The organism is Methylocaldum sp. GT1TLB (assembly GCF_051027445.1).
Taxonomy (GTDB): Bacteria; Pseudomonadota; Gammaproteobacteria; order Methylococcales; family Methylococcaceae; genus Methylocaldum.
Map to the genome: position 1 here is coordinate 2,750,909 of NZ_CP194898.1, position 21,376 is coordinate 2,772,284.

The 21,376-nt window shown below is 58.6% G+C and carries 19 protein-coding genes; 8 read left to right on the plus strand and 11 right to left on the minus strand.

The annotated features are described in order from the left end of the window. Nucleotides 1–4: 4 nt before the first annotated feature. The 8 genes from ctaD to bioB all read right to left on the minus strand — a co-directional run bounded on the left by ctaD (nt 5) and on the right by bioB (nt 8,011). The gene (gene ctaD, locus ACR2R1_RS11960; protein ID WP_086135132.1) at nt 5–1,591 is read right to left on the minus strand and encodes a cytochrome c oxidase subunit I; all 1,587 of its coding nucleotides are present in this window, start codon (nt 1,589–1,591) and stop codon (nt 5–7) included. A gap of 29 nt (nt 1,592–1,620) precedes the next feature. Beyond that, the gene (coxB, locus tag ACR2R1_RS11965; RefSeq protein ID WP_077732746.1) at nt 1,621–2,742 is read right to left on the minus strand and encodes a cytochrome c oxidase subunit II; all 1,122 of its coding nucleotides are present in this window, start codon (nt 2,740–2,742) and stop codon (nt 1,621–1,623) included. Between the two features lie 40 nt (nt 2,743–2,782). Beyond that, the gene (locus ACR2R1_RS11970; protein ID WP_210023756.1) at nt 2,783–3,265 is read right to left on the minus strand and encodes a DUF2244 domain-containing protein; all 483 of its coding nucleotides are present in this window, start codon (nt 3,263–3,265) and stop codon (nt 2,783–2,785) included. Nucleotides 3,266–3,390: 125 nt separating this feature from the next. Next, nucleotides 3,391–4,098 (minus strand): dethiobiotin synthase, encoded by a 708-nt coding sequence (gene bioD / locus ACR2R1_RS11975; protein WP_210023755.1) that lies wholly within the window; start codon nt 4,096–4,098, stop codon nt 3,391–3,393. Further along, nucleotides 4,089–4,934 carry a malonyl-ACP O-methyltransferase BioC gene (gene bioC / locus ACR2R1_RS11980; protein ID WP_347257320.1) on the minus strand — a complete coding sequence of 282 codons (846 nt, stop codon included), beginning with the start codon at nt 4,932–4,934 and terminating at the stop codon, nt 4,089–4,091. The genes bioD and bioC overlap by 10 nt, the downstream gene beginning before the upstream one ends. Beyond that, complete coding sequence (gene bioH / locus ACR2R1_RS11985) at nt 4,921–5,727, minus strand: pimeloyl-ACP methyl ester esterase BioH (RefSeq protein WP_077732743.1); 807 nt, start codon at nt 5,725–5,727, stop codon at nt 4,921–4,923. The genes bioC and bioH overlap by 14 nt, the downstream gene beginning before the upstream one ends. Further along, the gene (gene bioF, locus ACR2R1_RS11990; RefSeq protein WP_210023753.1) at nt 5,724–6,959 is read right to left on the minus strand and encodes an 8-amino-7-oxononanoate synthase; all 1,236 of its coding nucleotides are present in this window, start codon (nt 6,957–6,959) and stop codon (nt 5,724–5,726) included. Before bioF ends, bioH begins: the two co-directional genes overlap by 4 nt. Nucleotides 6,960–6,994: 35 nt before the next feature. Then, nucleotides 6,995–8,011, minus strand: a complete 1,017-nt coding sequence (bioB, locus tag ACR2R1_RS11995; protein WP_210023752.1) for a biotin synthase BioB — start codon at nt 8,009–8,011, stop codon at nt 6,995–6,997. Nucleotides 8,012–8,085: 74 nt separating this feature from the next. Here bioB and ACR2R1_RS12000 point away from each other — a divergent pair, with 74 nt between their 5' ends. Continuing rightward, the gene (locus ACR2R1_RS12000) at nt 8,086–8,778 is read left to right on the plus strand and encodes a ComF family protein (protein WP_210023751.1); all 693 of its coding nucleotides are present in this window, start codon (nt 8,086–8,088) and stop codon (nt 8,776–8,778) included. Nucleotides 8,779–9,107: 329 nt separating this feature from the next. On the opposite strand, the gene ACR2R1_RS12005 is transcribed toward ACR2R1_RS12000, so the two are convergent. Then, the gene (locus ACR2R1_RS12005; protein WP_143735312.1) at nt 9,108–9,479 is read right to left on the minus strand and encodes a hypothetical protein; all 372 of its coding nucleotides are present in this window, start codon (nt 9,477–9,479) and stop codon (nt 9,108–9,110) included. 60 nt (nt 9,480–9,539) lie between these two features. Between ACR2R1_RS12005 and ACR2R1_RS12010 the strand changes: the two genes are divergently transcribed. The 4 genes from ACR2R1_RS12010 to ACR2R1_RS12025 are packed head-to-tail and all read left to right on the plus strand — an operon-like array spanning nt 9,540 to nt 15,359. Beyond that, entirely contained in the window at nt 9,540–10,793 is a 1,254-nt protein-coding gene (locus tag ACR2R1_RS12010) for a TolC family protein (protein WP_086135126.1), read from the plus strand. After that, a complete protein-coding gene (locus tag ACR2R1_RS12015) occupies nt 10,790–11,920 on the plus strand; it encodes an efflux RND transporter periplasmic adaptor subunit (protein WP_077732737.1) in 1,131 nt (376 codons plus the stop codon). Before ACR2R1_RS12010 ends, ACR2R1_RS12015 begins: the two co-directional genes overlap by 4 nt. Nucleotides 11,921–11,923: 3 nt before the next feature. After that, nucleotides 11,924–15,025: an efflux RND transporter permease subunit gene (locus ACR2R1_RS12020; RefSeq protein ID WP_434110229.1), complete on the plus strand. Its 3,102-nt coding sequence runs from the start codon at nt 11,924–11,926 to the stop codon at nt 15,023–15,025. Nucleotides 15,026–15,038: 13 nt separating this feature from the next. Then, the gene (locus tag ACR2R1_RS12025; protein ID WP_077732735.1) at nt 15,039–15,359 is read left to right on the plus strand and encodes a P-II family nitrogen regulator; all 321 of its coding nucleotides are present in this window, start codon (nt 15,039–15,041) and stop codon (nt 15,357–15,359) included. Nucleotides 15,360–15,400: 41 nt separating this feature from the next. Here the strand turns inward: ACR2R1_RS12025 and xth are convergent, their stop codons facing one another. Both xth and lpxD read right to left on the minus strand, forming a co-directional pair. Next, entirely contained in the window at nt 15,401–16,168 is a 768-nt protein-coding gene (gene xth / locus ACR2R1_RS12030) for an exodeoxyribonuclease III (protein WP_077732734.1), read from the minus strand. A 1-nt stretch (nt 16,169) separates the two neighbouring features. Then, nucleotides 16,170–17,231 carry a UDP-3-O-(3-hydroxymyristoyl)glucosamine N-acyltransferase gene (gene lpxD / locus ACR2R1_RS12035; RefSeq protein ID WP_077732733.1) on the minus strand — a complete coding sequence of 354 codons (1,062 nt, stop codon included), beginning with the start codon at nt 17,229–17,231 and terminating at the stop codon, nt 16,170–16,172. 657 nt (nt 17,232–17,888) lie between these two features. Here lpxD and gspE point away from each other — a divergent pair. The 3 genes from gspE to gspG all read left to right on the plus strand — a co-directional run bounded on the left by gspE (nt 17,889) and on the right by gspG (nt 21,371). Next, nucleotides 17,889–19,649 carry a type II secretion system ATPase GspE gene (gene gspE, locus ACR2R1_RS12040; RefSeq protein WP_133717586.1) on the plus strand — a complete coding sequence of 587 codons (1,761 nt, stop codon included), beginning with the start codon at nt 17,889–17,891 and terminating at the stop codon, nt 19,647–19,649. A gap of 5 nt (nt 19,650–19,654) precedes the next feature. Then, nucleotides 19,655–20,872 (plus strand): type II secretion system F family protein, encoded by a 1,218-nt coding sequence (locus ACR2R1_RS12045; protein ID WP_077732497.1) that lies wholly within the window; start codon nt 19,655–19,657, stop codon nt 20,870–20,872. Between the two features lie 61 nt (nt 20,873–20,933). Next, the gene (gene gspG, locus ACR2R1_RS12050; RefSeq protein ID WP_077732498.1) at nt 20,934–21,371 is read left to right on the plus strand and encodes a type II secretion system major pseudopilin GspG; all 438 of its coding nucleotides are present in this window, start codon (nt 20,934–20,936) and stop codon (nt 21,369–21,371) included. The last annotated feature ends 5 nt before the right edge of the window (nt 21,372–21,376 follow it).

The window sequence follows — 21,376 nt, forward strand, 5'->3', positions numbered from 1 at the left end:
TTTCCTATTTGATCTCGGGTGCCGTCGTCCAAGTGTGGTAGGGCGGCGGAGACGGCAAAGTCCATTCCAGACCGTGCTCGTGCGCGCCTTCCCAAACTTCGTCGGTCGCTTTCTCGCCGCCGCGGATGGCCTTGATGATCACGTAAACGAAAATCAGTTGCGAGAAACCGAAAACGAAGGCACCGACACTCGACCAAGCATTGAATTCCGCAAACTGGGTCGCGTAATCCGGAATCCGGCGCGGCATGCCGGCCAGTCCCAAAAAGTGCTGCGGGAAGAACAACAGATTGACCGAGATGGTCGACAGCCAGAAATGCAGCTTGCCCAAACGCTCGTCATACATGTGGCCGGTCCACTTGGGCAGCCAGTAATAGGTCGCCGCGAAGAGCGCGAATACCGCACCGGGCACCAACACATAGTGGAAGTGGGCGACGATGAAGTAAGTGTCATGGTACTGAAGGTCGGCAGGCGAAATAGCCATCATCAGCCCAGTGAAGCCTCCCATCGTGAACAGGACCACGAAAGCGATGGCGAATAGCATCGGCGTTTCGAAGGTCATCGCGCCTTTCCACATCGTGGAGACCCAGTTGAACACCTTCACCCCGGTGGGCACGGCGATCAACATCGTGGCGTAGGTGAAATACAGCTCCCCGGCAAGCGGCATGCCGACGGTATACTGGTGATGCGCCCAGACGACGAAAGACAGGAGCCCGATCGAAGCCGTGGCATAAACCATCGAACTGTAACCGAACAGCGGCTTGCGCGCAAACGTCGGGATAATCATGGAAATCACCCCGAACGAGGGCAGAATCATGATGTAAACCTCGGGATGCCCGAAGAACCAGAACAAGTGCTGATAAAGCACTGGGTCGCCGCCACCGGCTGCATTAAAGAAGCTCGTGCCGAAGAACTTGTCGGTCAGGAGCATGGTCACCGCGCCTGCGAACACCGGCATGACGGCGATCAAGAGGAATGCGGTGATGACCCAGGTCCACACGAACAATGGCATCTTCATCAGCGTCATGCCGGGCGCGCGCATATTGAACACGGTGACGATGATGTTGATCGCCGCCATGATCGACGAGATACCCAGCAAGTGGACCGAAAAGATGGCAAACGGCAGATGCGCGCCGCCTTGGAGAACCAGAGGCGGATAGAGCGTCCACCCGGCTGCCGGCGCACCGCCCTCCATGAACAGCGTGCTCGCGAGGAGCAGCAAGGCGAAAGGCAGAAGCCAGAAACTCCAGTTATTCAACCGGGGCAAAGCCATATCCGGCGAACCGATCATGATCGGGATCATCCAGTTTGCCAAGCCTGCAAAAGCCGGCATGACCGCGCCAAACACCATGACCAGGGCGTGCAATGTGGTCATTTGGTTAAAGAACATCGGATCCACGAACTGCATGCCGGGTGCGAACAGCTCGGCACGAATGACCAGTGCCATAGCGCCTCCGACCAGGAACATGATCAGGGCGGTGGTCATGTATAGGGTTCCGATGTCCTTATGGTTGGTAGTGAACACCCATCTCATGATCCCTTTGGCGGGGCCATGGTCATGATGCTCATCATGAGTTGCCACTGCTGATGACATAGCACTTCACCTCATCTACTGTTAATCGATTAATGTTGCGACTTGATTTCGGACGGCTGAACCATGTCGCCCTTGTTATTGCCGAAGGCGTTCCGCTGATAAGTCACTACGGCGGCGACTTCCACCGGATTGAGCGAATCGTCGAATGCAGGCATCATGTCTCCCTTGCCTTTCAGTACGACGTTAAGGTGTTCATCCATCGAGCCGGTCGCAACCGGACTGTCCTTGATCGCCGGGAAAGTTCCCGGGATGCCTTCGCCATTGGCCTGATGGCAACCCGCGCAACTGGAGTTATAAACCTCCTTCCCTTTCGCCATCAGCTCATCCATGGTGAAAGCCTTGGTCGCTTCGGCCTTGACTACTTCAGCCTTAGTCTTCTGCTCGGCAACCCATTGTTTATATTCCTCGTTGGTCTTGGCGATTACGACAATAGGCATGAAGCCATGATCGCGGCCGCAAAGTTCCGCGCACTGCCCGCGGTAAATGCCCGGTTTCTCGATCTTCGCCCAAGCGTCGGTCACGAAGCCTGGAATGGTATCTTTCTTCCAGCCGAGGTCAGGTACCCACCAGGAGTGGATCACGTCGGCGCCCGTGAACAGAAACCGTATCTTTTTGTTGACCGGGACCACCAAAGGATTATCGACGTTCAGCAGATAATTAGGGATTGAGGCGGGATCGATATTGGCACCCAATTGGCGGGCTTCATTGCTTTTGGCATCCAAGGTACTGAAGAAATCGATGCCTTCGTCGAGATATTCATAGCGCCACTTCCACTGATAGCCGGTGACCTTGACGGTCATGTCCGCTCCACTGGTGTCATAAGCCTTGACCATCACGCTGGTTGCCGGGATAGCCATGCCCAAAAGAATGAGGAAAGGAATAACCGTCCAAACGATTTCGAGTTTTGTATTTTCGTGAAACTGCGCCGGCACCACTCCTTTGGATTTCCGGTGATGCATGATCGAGTAAATCATGAGGCCGTACACGCCTACGCCGATCACTACGCAAATCCACAGAATCAACATGTGTAAATCGTGGATATCGCGGCTGACCTCGGTGACGCCCGGCGTCATGTTAAGTGCATAGTCGGCGTGCGCTTCCCCCCATAACACTAACCCCAACCCAGCAAGCAGTCGTCTTATCTTATTCACGGAGCCCTCTCCTCAGTCTATAGAAATGCTTTGTGTCTAATCATTTGCTATCAAACAAAATCTTTCGCAATTCGCTCGCGAGCGCCGCGCGCTCGGGCTCGGCCAAAAATCGGCCGATTTCAATTTCCTTTCCATGGGAGCGAAACGACAAACGGCTTGGGTACCCTTTTATCGGCGATTCAGTCCAATCGAGCGCAACCCATGCGCGCTGAAATCGGTAGATCTGCTCCGGTGTGCCATAACCTCGCTCCAACTGAACCAAGGTCTCCGTGACCGTAATGACTTCGCGAATCCTACAGTTTCTCAGACCAAGCCTGAAGCAATAGGCCAATAGAACCCATTCCGCCCCGGAAAATGGCAACACGAGCCACGCACCCATCGATGCAAAGCTCCCTGCGATAACCGCCATCACCAAGGCGATTCCGAGCATCAGAAACGATGCTTGACGACCGTTTAGGGACGCATTCGGCGTCAGTACGAATCGTTGGCTGCCAGGCCTAGCATCCCGTTCTGACTCGATCATTCGAACTTCCGACCTCGGCACGATTCATGAGTCGGACACCAACTCGAGTCCGGGCTCAAACAGAACCAAAAACACCTGAGAAAACCGGCCTGCAGCTAGCGCAGCTTAAGCCGCGAGACTGTAACTTATGAATACAGCGCATGCAAGATTTTATCCTTTACCACAGTAGGGAAAATATCCCGCGCAACAAACTCTTTCTCACTATTAAACGGCACGACGGCCAGCAACGGCCAATCGAGCGAATGATCCAAGGTCTCGATATTTTCGGTAGACAATAAAAAATCCGGTTCGATTTGGTTGGCAATCCAGCCTATACAATTCGCGCCGGCATTTTCGATCGCACACTGGGTCAGCAAAGCATGATTCAAACAACCGAGACGCAACCCCACCACAAGCAACACAGGGAGGCCAAGCACCCCGACTAGATCGGCCACCCGCTGCCGCTCGTTCAAAGGCACCTCCCAGCCGCCGACACCTTCCACCACCACGTAGTCGGCGGACCCGGCCAATTCCTCGTAGACCTGCAGAATACGCTGAAAGTCGATTTCTCGGCCCGACTTCTTGGCGGCGATATGGGGCGAAACCGGGAGTTCGAAAACGAATGGATTGACCTGATTGTAGTCCAGCCGAATCGACGCATTCGCCTGAAGCGTCAAGGCATCCTCGTTGACCAACCGTCCATCCTGCCAAAATGCTCCGGTCGCCACCGGTTTCATGCCCGCCACTTTCAGTCCGGCGTCCTGTAACAGCCGCATCAACCCCAAGCTTATGATGGTCTTGCCGACGCCGGTGTCGGTACCCGTCACGAAGATACCGCGCGCCTTCAACGACATTTCGCGGGACCTCTGGCACACCCATAAACGACCTCGAAGGTGGCATCCAGACCACTGCCGCCCGATTGCCGTTCATAGGCCGCGATCATGCGCCGCAACGCGCCCTTGCCGGTTAAATGGCGCGGTCTGTCTAGCGTTACATTATGAGCACCAAGGCCCTTCAATTCTCGCATCAAGTCATAAACCGAGCCGTACTCCAGCCTATGGACCTCGGCGGCGACATCGATTTCCTGGAATCCCGCCTCTCGCAGGGCCGACCTCACCGCCGCAGAATCGCCGAACCGATTGACGTGGGAGTAATCGTCGACCGATGCCCATGCGGACCGAAGTTCCTTCAGCGTCTCGGCACCAAACGTGCTGAAAAGAGCGATACCGGCCGGCCTCAAGACGCGCCCGATTTCGCGAAATACGGAGTCGAGGCCGGAACACCATTGAATCGCCACATTGGAAAAAACCAGGTCGATCGAACGGTCCCGAAATGGCATTGCCTCGGCATCGCCGCATACCAACCGTCCGGCCCCCGACTCGCCATACCGCGACTTGGCGAAACGCAGCATGCCTTCAGCGATATCCAAAGCCACGAGGTCCGCCTTTGGATACAGCTCAATCAGCCGTGTCGCCAAATACCCGGTTCCGGAACCAGCATCCACGATTCTCTCCGGAGCGAGGCTCATACCCGCCAAACGGGACAGCAGCTTCTCGCCTACCCTGCGCTGCAATTCAGCGAGTCCGTCATAACGTTCCGCGGCTGCGCCAAAAGAACGACCGATCAACCGCTTATCGGGACGGCCGTCGGAGCCGCATTCGCTGGTTGGCAAAGATTCAACAGCCATCATGTCTTGCGACGAAATCCGTAATGAACGAGGCGGTCTCCGCGGGATGCGTGAGAAACGGCAGATGGGCCGCCCCATCGATCACATGCAATTCGCTTCGAGGGTTCAGCGCTTGCATCGACGCCCCGGCGGACTTGGGAACCAATCGGTCCCGCGCCCCCAGAATAATCAAGCTGGGAACGATTGATCGACGCAAGACTTCGCGCAAATCGGCCTGCCGCAGCAAATTCAACCCGCTGTGCAGCGCCGCCCCATCGGGGGGATCGCATTCCGCCACTTTCGCCGCCAACTCCTTGACCAGTAGCCTCGCGTTCTCCATGCCGAAGATTTGAAGCCCGAGAAAATGCCGGATCGTGCCTTCATAATCCTCTTCCAAGGCTGAAGCAAACTCCGCGAGCAGCGCGGGATCGACGCCCGGCCAATCGTTTTCCGCTCCGCGGTTCTTCGAGTCGGCCACGAAACGCGCACTTCCGGCCACGACGATGATGCTTTTCGCGCGGGTCGGGCATTGATCCGCAATGTGCAGCACGGGCAAAGCTCCCAGCGACCAGCCCAGCCAGTGGGCACGCTCCGGCGCGGTCTCCATCAAGGCATCGGCAAGATGATCGATGGAAAAGTCGGCGATGCTTTCGCTGCGCCCATGCCCCGGAAGGTCGACCAAAGTGACCCGAGCCTTGGCGGCCAGCATCTCCGCAAAATCCCGCCAAATACCGCTGTGCATTCCCCAGCCATGCACCATAACGAGATCCGGCCCTTGACCGAAAGTTTCCCGGTACAACAGATCTCGCTTTCTCATCCCGAATGACCTGCGGGAGACGGGAGGGCCTCGTTGGTCATACTACGATCCTCACCCCCGTTGCTGCCGAATGTTTCAAGCGGCAGATCGGCCAGCGCCCCCAAAAGCCGGTCCACCTGAGCCTCGGTATGCTCGGCGGTAAATGTGAAACGCAAGCGCGCCGTACCCGCCGGAACGGTCGGCGGCCGAATGGCGGCGGCCAGGAAGCCGGCGGACAGCAAGACCTCGCTCGCTCGCACGGCGCTTTGATTGTCGCCTACCACGATCGGCTGAATCGGGGTATCGGATTCCATGAGACGCAGCCCTATCTGCGCAGCCCCGGTGCGGAAGCGATGTACCAGACCGTTCACTCTGTCCCGCCGCCAGGATTCTTCCCGAATCAGGCGCAGGCTGGCCCGGGTTGCTTCCGCCACGGCTTGAGGCATGGCCGTCGTGTAAATATAGGTACGGCCGCGCTGGATCAGAAACTCGATAAGATCTGCGCTACCGGCGACGAATGCGCCGAAGGTGCCGAATGCCTTTCCGAGAGTGCCGACGAGCACCGGCACATCGTCCGGAGTCAAACCGAACCGAGCCAGGCTGCCGCGCCCGCCGTCTCCCGTTACCCCGAGACCGTGGGCATCGTCGATCATCAGCAAAGCGCTCCGTTGCCGGGCCAACGCCGCCAAAGCGGGAAGCGGAGCGAGATCGCCATCCATGCTGAATACTCCGTCGCTCGCTATGAGACATCGCTTTCCGGCGGAGAGCTCCAGCTCGCGCCCCAGCGCCGCAGGATCGGAATGGGGATAACGCTTGAGCCGGGCGCCCGAAAGCAGCGCAGCGTCGAGCAACGAGGCATGATTGAGGCGATCCTCGAAAACCTCATCGCCGCGCCCCGCTAAAGCGGAAATCACACCGAGATTGGCCATGTAGCCGGTGGAAAACAGCAAGGCGCGTTCCCTGCCGGTAAATTCGGCCAGTTCTTCCTCCAATGCATGATGAGCGCGACCGTGACCACAGACCAGGTGAGCCGCGCCGGCCCCGACGCCATAGCGCTCGGCTCCCTGCCGGAACGCTGCGACGACGGCCGGATGGTTCGCGAGCCCAAGATAGTCGTTGCTGCAAAAGTTGACCACACGCCGTCCGTCGACGGTGACTTCGGCGCCCTGAGGCCCTTCGACGACCTGGCGCCGACGGTAGAGCCCCCGCTTTTCGATCTCGTCGAGCTGACCGCGCAGCCAGTTACGCCACATGTACTTTCAGCAATTCCGAGCTTTCGGAAAAACGCTCAAGCGTGATCGACGCATCCGGACATCCGAATCCCGAGGCGCCGGAAAAGCCGCTTATCGTTCTCGACGGTCGGATTTTCCGTCGTCAAAAGCTTTTCGCCGTAGAAAATGGAGTTGGCGCCGGCGAGGAAACACAGCGCTTGGATTTCATCGCTCATATCCGTACGTCCGGCGGACAAACGCACCCGCGATTTCGGCATTAGGATGCGCGCCACGGCGACCGTCCTCACGAAAACGAAAGAATCCAGCCTGGACGCCCCGGCCAAGGGCGTGCCCTCCACCTGAACCAGCATGTTGATGGGCACGCTCTCGGGATGTTTCGGCAGATTCGCCAATTCGAGAAGCAGCCCTGCGCGGTCCCGGTCGCTCTCCCCCATTCCGACGATTCCGCCGCAGCACACGTTGATCCCGGCATCGCGTACGCGCTCCAGCGTATCGAGACGGTCCTGATAGGTGCGGGTTGTAATGATCTTGGAGTAATACTCTTCCGAGGTGTCCAGATTGTGGTTGTAATAGTCGAGCCCGGACTCTTTCAGCCGCTGCGTCTGGCCGTCCGTGAGCATGCCCAGAGTGACGCAGGTTTCCAGTCCCAAAGCTTTCACGCCCTCGATCATCTCGCAAACCCGCTCGACGTCGCGGTCTTTCGGACTGCGCCAGGCCGCCCCCATGCAAAACCGGGTTGCGCCCTGGTCTTTGGCCACGCGCGCCGCGTTCAGCACCTCGTCCAAAGGCATCAAATCTTCGCGCTTCAAATCCGTGTCGTAACGGGCGCTCTGCGGACAGTAGGCGCAGTCCTCCGAACAAGCGCCGGTTTTGATGCTCAGGAGACTGCTGACCTGAACCTCGTTCGGATTAAAATGTTGCCGGTGAACGGTTTGCGCCCGATAGACGAGATCGTTGAACGGCAAAGCAAACAATGCCTCGACCTCATCCAATCGCCAGTCGTGACGCAGCGGACTACCCGAAAAATACGCTTGGGCCGCTGCATTCAACTGGAACTCTTCTGCTATTTTCATGGCTACTCCGGGAAAGACTTAAACTATGGCCGGAACCGGCGACTGAACGCTGTCAACTTCAAAAACGGAAAAACGTGAACAAGTGGCCAAACATTATACAGAATTGGCTGTATCCACCCACCTGTTTGTTATGCGGCGATCCGGGCGGCAATGGCATCGATCTTTGCCGGGGCTGCCGGCAATCTTTGCCTTATAACACCATGGCATGCCCGCGCTGCGCCATTCCCATCGAGTCCCCCGTGCCGCAGGTCTGCGGAAGCTGTCAGAAAAAGCCCCCGGTTTTCCACTCGGCATTCGCCGTGTTTCGTTACGAGGAGCCCGTCCGCCACCTGATTCATTCGCTGAAATTCGGCGCCCGTTATCCTTGCGGGCGGCTCTTGGGCATTCTAATGGCGGAAAAACTGGCGGCACTGAAAGAAACGCCCTGCGCCATCATGCCGGTTCCGCTCCATCCTAGCCGGTACCGCCAACGGGGATTCAACCAGGCCATCGAGATCGCACGTACGGTTTCGCGCCGCTTGGACATTCCGCTCGATCTCCACAGCTGCCGCCGCATCTGCGCGACCGCCGCCCAAGCAGAACTTCCCGCCAAACAGCGCCGCAAGAACCTGCGCAACGCCTTCGCGGTTGAAACGCCGATCGAGCATCGGCACGTAGCCATTTTGGATGATGTCATCACCACCGGTGCAACGGCGAAGGAGCTTGCCGGGGCGTTACGCCGGGCAGGTGTTGCTAGAGTCGATGTTTGGGCGTGTGCGCGGGCTTGACCTGAGGTTTGAATAATTTTCCTTAAAAAACAATCTCCTTAGTTTGAAGCACCACAAACATGCTGCGCTTCGCTCTCTTGGATTGAGGTTTTGGCATGAGCCGATACGCTTCCCCAAATTCTTGGTGCTTACAAGGCTTCACCGTTTTGTGGAACACATTATTAAAAGCTCTTGGTTTGTAAACCATGGGAACGATGGGTAGAATTCCGGAGTTATAACATCCGCTTTTGCACTGGCCGATCTGTCATTTTGTTCGAGAAATAATGCAGCCTTGGGTATCCACAACAATCGATTCATCCTTTCCCAAGGAACGTATCGGCTTAGTCGTACTAATCGCCTTTTTCTGCGCGCTCATTCTGATTTCCCGCTTCCAATTCCTTGTCGATTTTCCTCATTTGGCACCCGCTGCCGCAGAATCCGTCGCACAGGAAAGCAATAAGTCCGATCCTCATAAAGATCGCGTACCATCCGCCAAACATCAGACGTGCGCCGACGACGACGACGATCATGACCCCGACCGTTACCTGCTCCCTTTTTACTGTTATCCGTTGTCGCGTCCTCTTGCGAAGATTCTCGCGGCCAGCGAGAACGTAACGACGGGCTGGATTTCCAAACCGACAGTCCCACCTCCGCGCCGACTCTGATTCATCATCTTCTGTTTTGATCGGCGGCAGGCATTGATCGGCCGCCGAAGCGAGCACAGCGGCTCCGATCCGCCGTGTGATCGCGCCTGTTCCAAACTTAGAAGCTTGAGGACATGAATGTTTCTGCACCGACGGCAATCGCTTTGTCTATGGGGATCGCTGGCCTTGGCCATGCTCGGTCCGGCTGTGGCCAGCGAGCCACTGACTCTGAGCCAAATACTTGACCTGACCCTCAAAAACAATCCCGAACTCGTCGCTGCCCGCGCCCAAGTCCAGGGAGCGGAAGGCGATCTGATCACCGCCAAGGCTTATCCCAACCCCGAGATTCAAATGGGAGCCGGAGAATCGGTAGCGCGGGATGCGGGGGTCTTGAGGGGAGCTCTGGGCGGCGTCGATATCGCTCAACCCATCGAACTCCCGTATGTCCGCCGCCCTCGCCGGGAAGCCGGCGAAGCCGGTGTGGAAGCGGCCAGCGCATCCTACCGCGTTGTCAGCCTCAATGTGCTGACCCGGGTCAAGCAGGCGTTCTATAACGTGCTGCGGCAGCAGGAGCTGCTTCGTATGACGGAAGCCAATCGGGAGCTCCTCGAATCCATACGCGATAAGATCAGGTTGCGCGTCGAGGTCGGTGAATCCTCCCGCTACGAACTGGTCAAGGCGGAAGCGGAACTGTTGGGGGCCACCAAAAACCGGGAAAGCGCCGCCTTGCGCGTAGAACAGGCAAAAACCGCCCTGCGCGCCTTTATCGGCGGCGCATTGCCTCCCAAGATAGAAATCGCCGGCGAACTGCCGTCCGAAATTCCTCCCCCCGACCTCGATAAACTCCGGGATAGCGTCTTGCAAAATCACCCGGCCCTAGTTCAGGCGCGCGCGGAAGTCGACCGGGCCAAGTCCCAGCTCGAACTGGAACAGGCTCTGCGCTATCCCCAACCCACCATAAAAGCCGGCGTCTATCGTGAGCCCCACCTGGAGCAATGGCGGGTCGACCTCATCGTGCCGCTTCCTCTGTGGAATCAGCGGCAAGGCCCCATCGCCCGCGCCGCCGCCGACCGGGCGCGGGCGGACGCCCTAGCGAATCAGCAGCAACTGAGCCTCGTATACGAACTGGACACCGCGATTACCGCCTTCCGCATCGCCAGTCAGCAAATCGAGACCTTCGAATCCGGCCTGCTGCGCGAAGCCGAATCGGCACTGAAAGTCGCCGAAGCCGCCTACCGCCTCGGCGAAAGAGGCATTCTCGATTATTTGGATGCCCAGCGCACATTTCAAGCGGTACGCGTCGACTACATCAACGCCTTGTTCGATAAGAACGCCGCGCTGCTCGAAATCGAGCGGCTTCGGGCTCAGGACTATCAGGATCAGCCGTTATGAAAAAACCCATATTTTTTGCGTTGCTTGCACTTGGCGTCTGGCCCGTCTTCGGACAGCAGGAGCTCCAAAATGCGGAGACGACCGCCGAGATTGCCGTCAAGGCGCCCCCATCATTACTTGAACGACTCAAAATCGAACCTGTCACATCGACGGAAATCGGCGAAACCCTTCATTTGCCGGGCCGGGTCACATTGAACGAGCACCGAGTGGCTCGCGTCGGGCCGAGCGTCACCGGCCGGGTGACCAACGTAATGGCCTTCATTGGACAAAACGTGCGCCAAGGTGAGCGCTTGGCGACCATCAACAGCACCGAGCTGAGCATCGCTCAGGCCGCATATTTGAAAGCCAAGACGCAAATGAACCTGCACCGGCTGGCGGTCGACCGGGCGCGCCGGCTGCTGAAAGCCGACGTGATCAGCCGTGCGGAGCTCACCGAGCGGGAAAGCGAATTGACGGAAGTCGAGGTGGAAGTCCGCGCCAGCGCGGACCAACTGGCGGTAATGGGCATGAGCGAGAATGCCATTCAACGCCTGTCGAACAGCGGCCAGATCGATTCGGTGATCCCGGTCACGGCTACGCTGTCGGGAACGGTCATCGAGCGGGAGATTTCCATAGGCCAAATCGTCCAGCCCGCCGATGACTTGTTCACGATCGCCGATCTGTCCGAAGTCTGGGTCGTAGCCGAAGCACCGGAGCAGAAAGCCTATCTGGTCGAAATAGGAGGCCGGGCCGAGGTGCAGATTCCGGCGCTGCCCGGACAGAAAATCACCGGCAAGGTGATCTACGTGGCGGATATCGTCAATCCATCGACTCGCACGGTGACCGTGCGCATGGAGCTTGAAAACCCGGAACGCAAGATCAAACCGGAAATGCTGGCGACCATGGTCATTCATCGGCCCCGAATCACCTCGCTCAATATCCCGGCCAAAGCCGTCGTGAGAACCGGCGACCGGGACTATGTGTTCGTGCATGCGACCGAAGACCAGTTCGTATTGACACCGGTATCCTTGGGCCCGGATCTGGGCGGACTCCGCCGGGTCATCGCGGGATTGACCGAAGGACAGCGGATAGTCGTCGATGGCGCGTTCCATCTGAACAACGAACGTATCCGCAAAGAGCTGGAGTAGGCCATGATCGAAAACTTGATCCGCGCCGCCCTGAAGCAGCGACTGGTAGTCGTCATCATCGCGTTGTGCCTGGTCGCGTTCGGCTTCAACGCCATGCAGAACCTATCCATCGACGCCTTTCCCGACGTGACCAACGTCCAAGTCCAAGTGGCCGCCGAAGTGCCCGGCAGCTCTGCGGAAGAAGTCGAGCGATTCGTGACCGTTCCTTTGGAAATCGCCATGACGGGGCTTCCCGGCCTGGTCGAGATGCGCTCGGTGAACCGCAATGCTCTGTCGCAGATCGTCCTGGTCTTCAACGACGAAACCGATGTCTATTTCGCCCGGCAACTGGTGCTCGAACGGCTGATCGAAGCGGCGGAACGCTTGCCGGAAGGCGTCACGCCCGTTCTCGGACCGGTTTCCTCAGGACTGGGCGAAGTCTACCAATACACCCTGGAGCGGCCCGACGACGGCGAACGCGCCCTGACCGAGGAGGAACTGACCGAGCGCAGGACCATACAGGATTGGGTAGTCCGCCCACTGCTCCGCGGCATCCCCGGCGTCGCCGAAATCAACTCGATCGGCGGCTTGGAGCGTCAGTATCAGGTCCTTCCCAATCCAGACCGCTTGCGCCATTACGGCCTGACGCTAAAAGACGTCTACACCGCGCTGGCCCTGAACAACGCCAACAGCGGCGGCGGCAAATTGCCGCAATACGCCGAACAATACCTCATCCGCGGTGTCGGCTTGATTCACGATGTCGAGGATATCGGCAACATCGTCCTCAAGGAAATCGAGGGCACGCCTATCTATATCCACGATGTCAGCGAGGTACGCATCGGTCATGCGGTACGTTCCGGCGCCGTGATCAAGAACGGCTACACGGAAGCCGTGGGCGGGATCGTTCTGCAGCTCCGCGGCGGCAACGCCAAGGAGATCGTCGGCCGAGTCAAAGAACGGATCAACGAAATCAACGAACAAGGGATGCTGCCGGACGGTCTTAAAATCGTGCCGTTCTACGATCGCACCGACCTGGTAGACGCGGCGATCCACACCGTGACCAAGGTACTGATGGAAGGCATTTTCCTGGTGGTGATCGTGCTGTTCCTGTACTTGGGCGACATCCGCTCCAGCCTGATCGTGGTGGCGACGCTGATCATCACGCCGCTGGTTACCTTCATGGCGATGAACCACTACGGAATCTCGGCCAACTTGATGTCCCTCGGCGGGCTCGCCATTGCCATCGGCATCATGGTGGACGGCTCGGTGGTAGTCGTGGAAAACGCCTTTCACCATTTGGGCGAGGCTAAAGAAACCGGCGAAAGCCGCAGCTTGATCGTTCTGCGCGCCGCCGCCGAGGTGGGCACGCCCGTGCTGTTCGGGGTGGGCATCATCTGCCTGGTGTTCCTGCCGCTCATGACGATGACCGGGCTCGAAGGCAAGATGTTCGCGCCGCTCGCCTACACCATCGCGATCGCCCTGTTCATCTCGCTGATCGTGTCGCTCACCCTGTCGCCGGTGCTGTGCTCCTACCTTCTCAAAGGCGGGGCGGATCACGACACGCGCATCATCGCATTCATGAAGCGACCCTACCTCAAGCTGCTGCACTTTGCCCTGGGCAATCCTTTGAAGGTAGTTGCGAGCGCCCTAGCTTTACTGGTCTGCAGCCTCTTGCTGTTTCCGTTCCTGGGAACGTCCTTCATTCCCGAGATGAAGGAAGGCTCCATCGTACCCGGCATCAACCGGGTCCCGAGCATGTCGCTGGACGAGTCGATCCGCCTCGAAAGCGAAGCCATGCGCCTGGCAATGGAAGTGCCCGGGGTGGCTAAAGCCGTTTCACAATTGGGACGGAGCGAAAGCCCGACCGATCCGCAGCCGGAAAACGAATCCACGCCTATCGTGACGCTCAAGCCCCAGGATCAGCTTCCGGACGGCTGGGATCAGAACGATGTCATGGACGCCATCCGCGAAAAGCTCAAGGTGCTGCCGGGCGTGAATATCGTGATGGCGCAGCCGATCTCGGACCGGGTGGACGAAATGGTGACCGGGGTGCGCTCCGATATCGCCATCAAGCTGTTCGGCGACGAACTGGAAGTGCTGAAGCAAAAGGCCGATGAAATCATCAGGGTGCTCAACTCGATCGAAGGCGCCGCCGACATCCGCGTCGAACGCGTGAGCGGCCAGCAGTATCTCACCATCGATATCGACCGCCAGGCCATCGCCCGCCACGGCATCAACGTGGCCGACATCAACGACATCATCGAGACCGCCATCGGCGGCCGCGTCAGTACCGAAATCTACGAGGGCGAGCGGCGGTTTTCGGCGGTAGTCCGGTTTCCTGAAAAATTCAGAAACAATCCGCAGGCCATCGGACAAATACTGCTGAAATCCCCCAATGGCGCCCTGGTGCCGCTGGAAGATTTGGCCATCATCGAGGTCGTGGACGGACCGGCGCAGATCAGCCGCGAAACTGCCCGGCGCCGTCTGGTGATCGGCGCGAACGTCAGGGGCCGCGATTTGGGCGGCTTCGTCGCGGAACTGCAAAAGGCCGTCGCCGAGCAAGTGAAGCTTCCGGAAGGCTATTACGTCACCTGGGGCGGACAATTCGAGAACCTGGAGCGAGCCATGCACCGCCTGATGGTGATTATCCCCATCACCATCGCGGCGATCTTCTTTCTGTTGTTTTTGCTGTTCAACTCGTTGCGCTTCGCCGCCCTCATCATTCTGGTGCTGCCGTTCGCGTCGATGGGCGGCATCTTCTCGCTGTTTCTCACCGGGGAGTACCTCTCGGTCCCGGCCTCGGTCGGCTTCATCACCTTGTGGGGCATTGCGGTGCTGAACGGGGTGGTGCTGGTGTCTTACATCCGGGGACTTCGGGACGAGGGCTTGCGCCAGCGGGAGGCCATTGTCGAAGGCTGCAGGCAGCGCTTCCGGCCGGTGATGATGACGGCGACGGTCGCGATGCTCGGCCTGGTGCCCTTCCTGTTCGCCACGGGGCCGGGCTCCGAAGTCCAGCGCCCGCTGGCGATCGTGGTGATCGGCGGATTGATCACCTCAACCCTGCTCACCCTGGTGGTGCTGCCGACCCTGTACCGATGGTTCGAAGAAAAACGCATCGAAGCTTGAAAGAGGAGAGTCCATGAAAGAGATCAAAGCCATCATCCAGCCCCAGCGGCTGAGCAAGCTCAGAAACGCATTCCGCCAGATGCGCGGCTTTCCGGGAATGACTGTGAGCCGGGTGGAAGGTTGCAGCCAGCACGAGGAACCGGAAGTCAGCCACGGCATTCGGGAAGAATTGACCGATTTTTCGCCCAAGGTTCGGGTGGAAATCGTCGCCCCGGACGACAAGGTGGATGAGATCGTCCAAATCATCCGTGAAAACTGCCGCACCGGAAAACGCGGCGACGGGATTCTGTGGATCACGGAGACCGGAAGCTTTGAGCGAATTCGGATCGAGTAGAATCCGGCGACGTTTTCACCCGTTAAGTGAGCCGCCTCCGGTCAGGCCCGGAATTCTACCACCACCGGGGCATGATCGGACGGCCGTTCGAGCTTTCTGGGCTCGACATCGATGCGGCAGCCCAAGCAATCGTCGGCCAGCAGGGCACTGACCAGAATATGATCGATCCGCAGCCCCATGTTGCGACGGAACGCATTGAGACGGTAATCCCACCACGTATAGCTCTTTTCGGCCTGATCGAAGCGCCGGAAAACGTCGATTAACCCTAAATCGAGCAAGGCGCGAAACGCCTCCCGCTCCGGCGTGCTGCAGAGAATCCTCTCGCGCCAGGACTCGGGATCATAGACGTCCCGATCCTCGGGCGCGATGTTGAAATCGCCCAGAACGACCAAGCGCGGGTGACGCTCGAATTCGAGGCGCAGGTAATCGCGCATCTTGGACAGCCAGTCCAGCTTGTAGGCGTACTTGTCCGAACCCACCTCCCCGCCGTTCGGCACGTAAAGATTGACGATCCGGTAGTCGCCGATAGTAACCGCAAGAATGCGCCGCTGAGGATCGTCGAAGCCTGTCGGATCGGTGACTGGGTCGCAACAATCGAGCTTGCTGAACACCGCAACGCCGTTATAGGTTTTCTGTCCGCTGTAAACCGAGCGATAGCCGGCTTCGGCCAGTTCCGCGACCGGAAACTCCGGATCGCTCATCTTGGTTTCTTGAACAGCAAGCACATCGGGCTGTTCCCGTCCGAGCCAGTTCAAAACGTGGGGCAGACGTACGCGCAGGGAGTTGACGTTCCAAGTGGCGATTTTCATATCACTCAGCCTTCGCCAAGTCAGCCATTTTTTTCTCCAGATTCTTCAACCGCGTCCACATCTCGTGCAAGCGCGGAAAAACCGCCATGTTTTTCAGATATTGCTGTAACGGCTGGGCGGGCCCGCCGGCGTACATGCCGGGCTGCTTGATGCTGTTGTGGAGCCCGGCGCGGTGGAGCAGCACGACGTCGTCGGCCACGGTGATATGGTCCAGGGTTCCGGTCTGGCCGGAAGCGATGACCCTTTTCCCGAACCGGGTCGACCCGGAAATGCCGGTATGAGCGCAGAGAATGCAATCTTCGCCGATTTCGACGTTGTGGCCGATATGGCACAGGGCATCGATTACGGCTCCTGAGCGTATGATGGTGGCTCCGTAGGTGGCGCGATCGATATTGGTATTGGCGCCGATCACTACCCGGTCCTCGACGATAACCTTGCCGGTGTGCGGAATGCGGTAATTGCGACGGCGCTCGTCCTGGGCGAACCCGAAACCTTCCGAGCCGATCACGCAGCCGGCCTTCAGGATGACGTTTGCGCCGATCTCGCACTCGTAGCCGACGGTGCAGCGCGGATGGATCACCGTCTCCCGCCCGATTTTCGCCTTCTTTTCCACCACCGTATTCGCCATGATCACTACGCCGGGGCCGAGACTGACCTCGGCGCCTAGCACCACGCCGGGACCGATCACCGCATCCTCGGGCACCGCGACGCTCTCGTGAATCACCGCGGAAGGGTGAATCCGGGGCCATTCGACATCCCGCACGTCGCGGTCGCCGTAAGTCTGCTTGAGCAGCGCGATGGCCAGGCGCACATTCGGTGCGATCAGCAGAGACGCCCCGGCATCGCTCAATTCTGCGGCGATCGCCTCGGTAGTCACTACTGCGGCGGGCTTCAGTTCACGGACTTGGGGCAGATATTTCACATGATCTACGAACACCAAGTCCCCGGGCGCGCAATCGTCGACAGGCGCGAGGCGGCGGATGACTTGATCAGGTCCGCGGTGGTCGACGATCAGACCCTGAGTCCTGAAACGCTCAAATACTTCCGAGGCGAGTAAATTCATAGATAAATCCAAGTATTTAAGATTGAACGGGAATAATCCTAGAAACGGCAATCGGGTGAGCCGCAGCTTCACCCAAGCGGCGAAGCGGATAAAAGCCGGAATAGCCGGGACTCATGAAGTTCTTCGAGCCCATCGAAGCGGTCAATTGCCCTTTCTAGGATAATATGAAGCCGGAAAAAGGCGGGCAACCCCTTTCGTGGTATCGCAATGCACTTAAGTTAAGCCGTCATTCCCTGCCGGGGTGATCTTAGTCATCTTCACTAACCGGCATCGCGTGGTATCGGCCGCCTGCGCCGAACCCAGTCGAGGTCACGGCTCAAGTGGGACGAGTACGTTTCTCCGCCGATCCGATATCGCGTCGCCCGGATTGCCGGGCAACGCCGCTTTTCATCCTTCGCCGATAAAAGACCTATGGCACGGCCATAGAGGGTCCGGCATGCAACGACTCTTACCGCACTTGGTCAAATCAATGAAAAAACTCGGACCAACTGTCGCCGAGCAAGCCGAAAACGGCTGGGATTTCGCCCAAGGATATCGGCAAACCGATTGTTATTGGCGATTTAGTGTAATATTCCCTTCGATTTCTGCTGAGAAATTAAATATTTCGGTTCCGATCCGGCACTTTTAGATCTTTTTAGGTCTAAGGCGCTTTGCTTTATGCGAGAAAAGACTTTGGCCATTGCACCGCAACAGCTAAATCCGCCGGCAACCTACGCGGAATCCATTGTGGAACACCCGTACGAGCGTTTTGCCGATGAACTCGTCAGGCGCGGGAAGGTGCGCGAGGCGGAGATCCACCGCGCAAAACGCTTGGCGGCGCAAGCCGACGAGCAGAAGCTGCCCGCGCTTCTGGCCAGGCTCGGCATCGTGTCCGAGCGCGATACCGCGGAAATATTGGCCGAGGTCGGGTCATTGCCCCTGGTGTCGCCCGCGGACTATCCCGATACCTCGCCGCTTCCCGATACCGTAGCCATCCGTTTTCTCAAGGAAAATCACGTAGTCGGCATAGCCGCCCAAGATAATGAATTCATCGTTGCGGTGGCGGATCCGTTCGATCGCGATCTATTGGCCGCCCTCGCCCTGGCCTGCGAAAAACCCGTGCGGCCGTATGTGGGACTGCCGTCCGAAATCGACCGAGCGCTCGAACAGCAACTCGGTTCCGGAAAGACCCTGATGGGCCAGATTGTCGAGGACCTCGGCAGCGACGAGGAAATCGACGAGGCCGATGTGGAGCACCTCAAGGACCTGGCCTCCGAAGCGCCGGTAATCCGCATGGTCAATCTGATCATGCAGCGGGCGGTGGAGTCGCGCGCCTCCGATATTCACGTCGAACCGTTCGAACAGCGGCTCAAGGTCCGCTTCCGGGTCGACGGCGTGCTGCGCGAGGTGGAAGCTCCGCCGGTCAGATCCACCGCGGCCGTAATTTCGCGCATCAAGATCATGGCCAAGCTCAACATCGCCGAGCGCCGCCTGCCCCAGGACGGACGCATCAAGCTCCAGGTGCAGGGCAAGGAGCTGGATTTGCGCGTCTCCACCGTACCGACCATGTACGGCGAAAGCGTCGTCATTCGTCTCCTGCACAAGGAAAGCATCGTCTTCGATTTTTCGTCCCTCGGCTTCGAGGGAGCCATGCTCGAGCGATTCCTGAACGTGCTGGCGCTTCCCCACGGCATCATCCTGATAACGGGCCCCACCGGCAGCGGCAAAAGCACCACGCTGTACACGGCGCTGCACAAGCTCAATACGCCCGAGCGCAAGATCATCACGGTCGAAGATCCGGTGGAGTATCAACTGGAGGGCGTCAACCAAATCCAGACCAAGCCCCAGATCGGACTGACTTTCGCCAACGCCCTGCGCTCGATCGTCCGGCAAGACCCGGATGTCATCATGATCGGCGAAATGCGCGATTTGGAAACGGCTCGCATCGCCGTGCAATCGGCGCTTACCGGCCATTTGGTGTTGTCGACGCTGCATACCAACGACGCCGCGGGCGGCGTAACCCGCCTCATGGACATGGGCTTGGAGGACTATCTCATCACCTCCACCGTGAACGGCATCCTGGGTCAACGCCTGGTGCGCCGCCTCTGCCCGAATTGTCGCGAGCCCTATCCCGCCATGGCCGAGATGGTGGAAGAAATGAGGCTGGCGAGGTTCGCCGATGGTCCGGTGGTCCTGCATCACCCCAAAGGCTGCGAGCAGTGCGACGGAACCGGCTATCGCGGACGCCTTGCAATCCAGGAATTCTTGGTCATGAGCGACGGTATCCGCCGTCTGGTGATGAGCCATGCCCAGTCGCGGCAGATCGAGGAACTTGCCCTGCAGGAGGGTATGTACACCATGTACGAAGACGGCTTGCGCAAGGCCGTCATGGGCCTGACCACGATCGAGGAAGTTCTGCGCGTCACTTCGGATAGCTGAGGATTATGGCTCTTTACGTCTACAAGGCCGTGGATCGGGATGGAGAAACGGTGGAAGCGGAGCGCGAAGCCGCCGACGAAGCCACCTTGATCCTGGCCCTGCAAAACGAAGGATTCTTGCCGATTCGGGTAGCGCCGGCGAAATCGCGGCCGTTCGCCTGGTTGAGCCTCAAGCGCAGCAAGAACCGGATTTCCCAGAAACAGATCGCCTTGTTCACGCGCGAACTGCTGACCCTGCTGCACGCCGGGCTGCCGCTCGATCGTGCGCTGACCGTGCTGCTCGAACTGACCGCGAACGAACCGGCTTTGAACGGTCTGATCGCCAAAGTGCTGGATTCGGTCAAGGGCGGCGCGCAGCTGTCCGACGCTCTGGAAGCACAGGGCGGCGTTTTCTCGCGGTTCTATATCAATTTGATCCGTGCCGGCGAAGCGGGCGGCGCGCTGGAACTGGTGTTGGAGCGCTTGTCGGATTATCTGGAACGATCCAAGGAGCTCCGCGATACGGTCACCACCGCGCTGATTTATCCCGCCATCCTGGTCACCATGGCGGTTTTGTCGTTGTTGCTCCTGTTGACCTTCGTGGTTCCGCAGTTCACCGAAATGTTCGAATCCGCCGGCAAGGAACTTCCGGTGCCGACTCAAATCGTAATCGGCGTGGCAGAGGGACTGCAATCCTACTGGTGGGTGCTTCTGATGCTGATCGCGGGCATCGCCAGCTATTTTCGGTATCAGTTCGCGGACCAGGAGCGTCGCCAGGTGTGGGATGCCCGGTTGTTGAACCTGCCTTTGGTAGGAGACCTGATCCGCAAACTGGAAGTCGCCAGTTTCAGCCGCACTTTGGCGACCTTGCTCGCCAACGGTGTCTCCATGCTGGCGGCCCTGACCATCGTCAGGGAGACGCTCGGAAATCGAGTGATCGTCGACGGAGTCGGAGTAGCCGTGGAAAGCCTCAAAAGAGGCGGAAGCCTGTCGGCGCCCCTGATCGAGAGCGGTCTGTTTCCGACCTTGGCCATGCAGATGATCAAGCTGGGCGAGGAATCCGGCCATTTGGCCGAGATGCTGGAACGGGTCGCGGTCACTTACGACAAGGAGATCAAGATTTCCGTACAGCGTATGCTGGCTCTGCTGGAACCCGTGTTAATCGTTGGCCTAGGTCTCATGATCGCCGGAATCATCATCTCGATTTTGATGGCGATCCTGAGCGTCAATGACCTCGCTTTTTAACACGGTTTTTATACCATCCACCCGTTTACCTGATTCCGTTTTACTTATGATTCGTACTCTTATGCAAAAACATCGACATCATCATGGCCGCGCTCAGCGCGGTTTTACCCTGATCGAACTCTTGGTCGTACTGGCCATCATCGGCATGCTGGCCGGCTTGGTCGGGCCTCAGGTCGTCAAGCACCTGGGAGAATCCAAGACCAAAACCGCCAAGCTGCAAATCGAGGAACTCTCTTCCGCGCTCGACATGTACCGGTTGGATGTGGGCCGCTACCCGGCCACCGACGAGGGACTCGCAGCGCTCATCGAGCAACCGAGCAACGCCAAAATCTGGAACGGCCCTTACCTCCGCAAGAAAAGGGTCCCGGTCGATCCCTGGAACAATCCTTATCATTACGCTTCGCCCGGCCAGCACGGAAAATTCGATCTTTTCACCCTGGGGGCCGACAACGCCGAGGGCGGCGAAGGCGAGGACCAGGATATCGTAAGCTGGGAATAGAAAGG

Bases quoted from the DNA above. Each gene is read 5' to 3' on its own strand.
- ACR2R1_RS12025 (WP_077732735.1), top strand. From the start codon at position 15,039: ATGAAAGAGATCAAAGCCATCATCCAGCCCCAGCGGCTGAGCAAGCTC.
- bioD (WP_210023755.1), bottom strand. From the start codon at position 4,098: ATGTCGTTGAAGGCGCGCGGTATCTTCGTGACGGGTACCGACACCGGC.
- ACR2R1_RS12015 (WP_077732737.1), top strand. From the start codon at position 10,790: ATGAAAAAACCCATATTTTTTGCGTTGCTTGCACTTGGCGTCTGGCCC.
- xth (WP_077732734.1), bottom strand. From the start codon at position 16,168: ATGAAAATCGCCACTTGGAACGTCAACTCCCTGCGCGTACGTCTGCCC.
- bioB (WP_210023752.1), bottom strand. From the start codon at position 8,011: ATGAAAATAGCAGAAGAGTTCCAGTTGAATGCAGCGGCCCAAGCGTAT.
- ACR2R1_RS12045 (WP_077732497.1), top strand. From the start codon at position 19,655: ATGGCTCTTTACGTCTACAAGGCCGTGGATCGGGATGGAGAAACGGTG.
- bioF (WP_210023753.1), bottom strand. From the start codon at position 6,959: ATGTGGCGTAACTGGCTGCGCGGTCAGCTCGACGAGATCGAAAAGCGG.
- ACR2R1_RS12010 (WP_086135126.1), top strand. From the start codon at position 9,540: ATGTTTCTGCACCGACGGCAATCGCTTTGTCTATGGGGATCGCTGGCC.
- bioC (WP_347257320.1), bottom strand. From the start codon at position 4,934: ATGATGGCTGTTGAATCTTTGCCAACCAGCGAATGCGGCTCCGACGGC.
- ACR2R1_RS11970 (WP_210023756.1), bottom strand. From the start codon at position 3,265: ATGATCGAGTCAGAACGGGATGCTAGGCCTGGCAGCCAACGATTCGTA.
- gspG (WP_077732498.1), top strand. From the start codon at position 20,934: ATGCAAAAACATCGACATCATCATGGCCGCGCTCAGCGCGGTTTTACC.
- lpxD (WP_077732733.1), bottom strand. From the start codon at position 17,231: ATGAATTTACTCGCCTCGGAAGTATTTGAGCGTTTCAGGACTCAGGGT.
- ACR2R1_RS12020 (WP_434110229.1), top strand. From the start codon at position 11,924: ATGATCGAAAACTTGATCCGCGCCGCCCTGAAGCAGCGACTGGTAGTC.
- gspE (WP_133717586.1), top strand. From the start codon at position 17,889: ATGCGAGAAAAGACTTTGGCCATTGCACCGCAACAGCTAAATCCGCCG.
- ctaD (WP_086135132.1), bottom strand. From the start codon at position 1,591: ATGTCATCAGCAGTGGCAACTCATGATGAGCATCATGACCATGGCCCC.
- bioH (WP_077732743.1), bottom strand. From the start codon at position 5,727: ATGAGAAAGCGAGATCTGTTGTACCGGGAAACTTTCGGTCAAGGGCCG.